At 49.0% G+C, this 3,351-nt stretch carries 5 protein-coding genes; all 5 read right to left on the bottom strand.

The annotated features are described in order from the left end of the window. The coding region (locus A3757_RS09370) for a TonB-dependent receptor plug domain-containing protein (protein ID WP_231878247.1) at nt 1-886 on the bottom strand (886 nt) is incomplete at its 3' end. 9 nt (nt 887-895) lie between these two features. Further along, nucleotides 896-1,765, bottom strand: a complete 870-nt coding sequence (locus A3757_RS09365) for an energy transducer TonB (RefSeq protein WP_068513311.1) — start codon at nt 1,763-1,765, stop codon at nt 896-898. After that, a complete protein-coding gene (locus A3757_RS09360; RefSeq protein ID WP_068513307.1) occupies nt 1,762-2,157 on the bottom strand; it encodes a biopolymer transporter ExbD in 396 nt (131 codons plus the stop codon). The genes A3757_RS09365 and A3757_RS09360 overlap by 4 nt, the downstream gene beginning before the upstream one ends. Continuing rightward, on the bottom strand, nt 2,154-2,549 hold the full coding sequence (locus tag A3757_RS09355) for a biopolymer transporter ExbD (protein WP_068513304.1): 396 nt from the start codon (nt 2,547-2,549) through the stop codon (nt 2,154-2,156). Before A3757_RS09355 ends, A3757_RS09360 begins: the two co-directional genes overlap by 4 nt. After that, nucleotides 2,539-3,228: a MotA/TolQ/ExbB proton channel family protein gene (locus A3757_RS09350; protein WP_231878246.1), complete on the bottom strand. Its 690-nt coding sequence runs from the start codon at nt 3,226-3,228 to the stop codon at nt 2,539-2,541. Before A3757_RS09350 ends, A3757_RS09355 begins: the two co-directional genes overlap by 11 nt. Between the last annotated feature and the right edge of the window lie 123 nt (nt 3,229-3,351).

Here is a 3,351-nt window from a genome sequence, read left to right as displayed (position 1 = left end):
CATCTATGTAGGTACCTAAGTCCGGGCTATCTTCGCCTCGGAAATGATAGACATCCGCAACGATTTCTAGCTGATCTGTTACCTGGTGAGATAGTGAGATTGCTGCACCGGCGCGATTTCGGTCAGCCGGGTCACGGTCGGGAACATTTTCACCTGACTTAAGCAGGTTAACACGTAGGGCAGTGTCATAATCAATGACCTGGTTGATATCAGCCGTGACGCGGTGGTGCCAATCGGTGCCGATACCGATAGAGCCTTTCGCAAAGTCATACTCGGTGCTTGCACGTTTGGTTGCCGAGTTCACCGCTCCACCTGTTGTGCCGCGCCCTGCAAAGCTCGCGCTAGGGCCTTTACTGATTTCAACTTGCTCAACAGCGAAACTTTCACGAATGGTCATGCCCGGGTCGCGTAAGCCGTCGACGAAGACATCACTGCGCGCTTCATGACCACGAATAACATAGCGGTCACCAAAGGCATTTCCGTTTTCGCCTGTTCCCAGGGTAATGCCAGGCTGACCATCCAAAATAGTGCGCAAGTCACTACGGCCAGACTCGGCGACCTGTGTAGTCGTCACAACATTTATTGTTGCCGGAGTTTCAGCCAGTGTTCTTGTTCGGCGAGGGTCAGAAAGGCGTTCCGCTAGGTAAGGGGAACCTGGTGTCGCATAAGGGTTTGTGTCGGGTGTGACAGACTCTTCAATTTTAAGCTTATCAAGCTTGATGCTTTCTGGAGTGGGCTCTTCAGCGCTTGCCATACCCGTCATTAGAGCACCGGATATCGCCAGGGCTAATGTTCCAGAAGAACGAGTCGTAGAAAAAGTTTTCGGGTTTTGTGCAGTGTGGTTTGTTTCCGAGTCTCGGGCCGGATTATTAATGTTGTGAGACATGATACTTCCTTAAAAAAGCGTGTTGGATGAGTTAAGTGAAAATTCAATCGGCAAGGTAAGGTCGAGACCGTCCTTGCTCAATTCTTCTGGTATCGCTGGAAAGGGGGTAGCTCGTAGCAGCATGTCTAGAGCTTCCTGATCCAGGCGAGGGTCTCCCGAACTTTTTGTAATCCTTGGTCGTTTTAGACGACCATTTGTTTTTAGATAAAAATTAACGTGAACAGTGCCGGTCACGCCTGCTCGGCGGGCACTTCGAGGGTAGCGTTTATGGCGCGCAGCATGGGCGAGAATACGAGAAAGATAAGTTTGCTGAATAGCTGGTTTACCTCCTGTCGTAGTGCTTTTCCCTGTTCCCGTTGCTTTGATAGTTGCTCGACTGTTTTGTTTACTATCAAATATGTCTTCCTGAGTTTTGCTGTCTTCAGCCTGCTTTGTTTCTGCTTGCTTAGTTTCTGGTTGAGTCGTTTCTAGCTTTTTAGCCACCTGCTCAGGAGCAGCAAGCTCGGCTGGCAGATCTGCTTGTTTCTTCTCCAGATCAATTGTTTCGACGGGTGTGGGTTCTTCTATTGTTTCTTCTATTGCTTCAAGCGCTGGTTCGATTTCTGCGACTTCGTCTGGTGTTTGGGCTTCTTTGATATCGACAAGCTCTTCTTGAACTTGCTCGTTGGGTGCTTCTTCACTTGAGGCCGCGGCACTGGTATCCACAAAGCTTCCTGCCAGACCCAAGCCTGCTATTAAACCGTCTTCACCTGCTTGTTGAGCTCCGCTCATGGCAATAGCAGAGGGCGAGCTATAGATGCTATAAGCTAGTGCCAGGGAAAAGTGGAGCGCGATCGCAAAGAGACTTGCTGTTGTTATGTGAGCACTTTTTATCTTCATGGCTGAATCGTCTGAATGCTCAGGCTTTCCATGCCGTAAGTTCGTGCCAGCTTTAGCACCGGGTCTAATGCAGAAGCGGGAAGCTGGCGGTGAATGCGTATACTCAGTTCTGTGATCGTCTGATCAGAAAACACTTTGCTAAGTTCGTCATTAACTTGCTCACCTTCCAGTAAGTATTCTCCATTTGCATGAATTTCCAGTACCAGCGTCTTCGCGTCCACTTTCTGATCATTTTGTGAATTGGGCAATTCCAGGCTCTTGCTTGGCGATTTAATCTGACCGGCCACCATAAAGAAGATCAATAACAAGAAGACGATATTGATCGCAGGGACCATATTGCCGTCCAGGTTAAGGCTATTGTTTTTGGACGCTTCGATATGAATAAGCTTCATCGCGATACCGACTCGGCAAGGTTGAGATTGCTCACGCCCTGAGCACGGCAAAAATCAAGAACAGACACCAAACTTTGGATATCAACTTGGCTGAGTGCCGCAACAATAAGAGAGCTCTGCTGCATCGCAATATCCTTTAAGCCCTCGCTGAGAGCTGCATCGCTAAGTGAGTATTGGGTGCCATTTAATTCGAGCAAATTCCTATCGAGAATCAACAGGCGGTTTTGTTCTGCACTTGAGTGCGCGCCCTGAGATAACTGCCCAAGTTCAATTTGCCGAAATTGACTGAAGCTAGAGGTGAGCATAAAGAACAGCAGCAGGATAAACACCACATCAATGAGTGGCGTTAGGCTGACGAGGTTCTTAGGTTTTGTTTGAACCTTAAGCAACATGAAGAGTCTCGTTCACCATCTTGGTAGGGCTGTCGTTGGTAGGGGTGTTGTTCGCAGAGAACTTAGTGAAGACACGACTTACCGAGTCATTGATGTGATGGGCAACACGCTCGGCTCGACGGTCAAACCAGGCATAAGCTGCCGCAACGGGGATAGCGACGGCTAAGCCAGCGGCTGTGGTGAGCAAGGCTTGCCAGATACCGCCTGAGAGTACAGCGGGGTCGACATTGGATCCGGCTGACTGCATTTGCTGAAAGGCCTCAATCATACCAAGCACGGTTCCCATCAAACCTAGTAATGGGCTTAAGGTGGCAATGACTTCCAATGGCTTCAGCAATCCGCGCAAGTCCATGATGATTTGATTGGCTTGGCGTGTCAGCTCTCGCTCAAGAATGTTTTGATCTTCGTTGGCTAGGTGACCATCCATGGCATGACGAACTAGCTTTGGAATGGCTTGCTTATTGTCTAAGGTATTGAGTGCCTCGTCATAACGGCCTTGTTCCCATGCGGACAAGCTGGCTTCCAACTCTGCACTTTGTTCGACCTTCGCCGAAAAGTACTGCCAACATTTCAACAAAACGATAGACAGGGATATTACCGAAAGGGCAAGAAGAATCCAGACGACTGGGCCACCGATATTCAATAGTTCAATCAGAGGGTCAAGCATATTAGCGTTCAAGTTACTTGCTTGGTTGGCAGTACTTTTCGGCGAAGGTCGAACAAAGTGCAGAGTTGGAAGCCAGCTTGTCCGCATGGGAACAAGGCCGTTATGACGAGGCACTCAATACCTTAGACAATAAGC

This window comes from Oleiphilus sp. HI0117 (assembly GCF_001635235.1).
The sequence above is the reverse complement of the archived record's forward strand: the minus strand, read 5'-3'. Positions and strand labels throughout refer to the sequence as shown.

Excerpts from the sequence above, each read along its gene's own strand:
- A3757_RS09365 (WP_068513311.1), bottom strand. The coding sequence starts at position 1,765 with ATGAAGATAAAAAGTGCTCACATAACAACAGCAAGTCTCTTTGCGATC.
- A3757_RS09360 (WP_068513307.1), bottom strand. The coding sequence starts at position 2,157 with ATGAAGCTTATTCATATCGAAGCGTCCAAAAACAATAGCCTTAACCTG.
- A3757_RS09355 (WP_068513304.1), bottom strand. The coding sequence starts at position 2,549 with ATGTTGCTTAAGGTTCAAACAAAACCTAAGAACCTCGTCAGCCTAACG.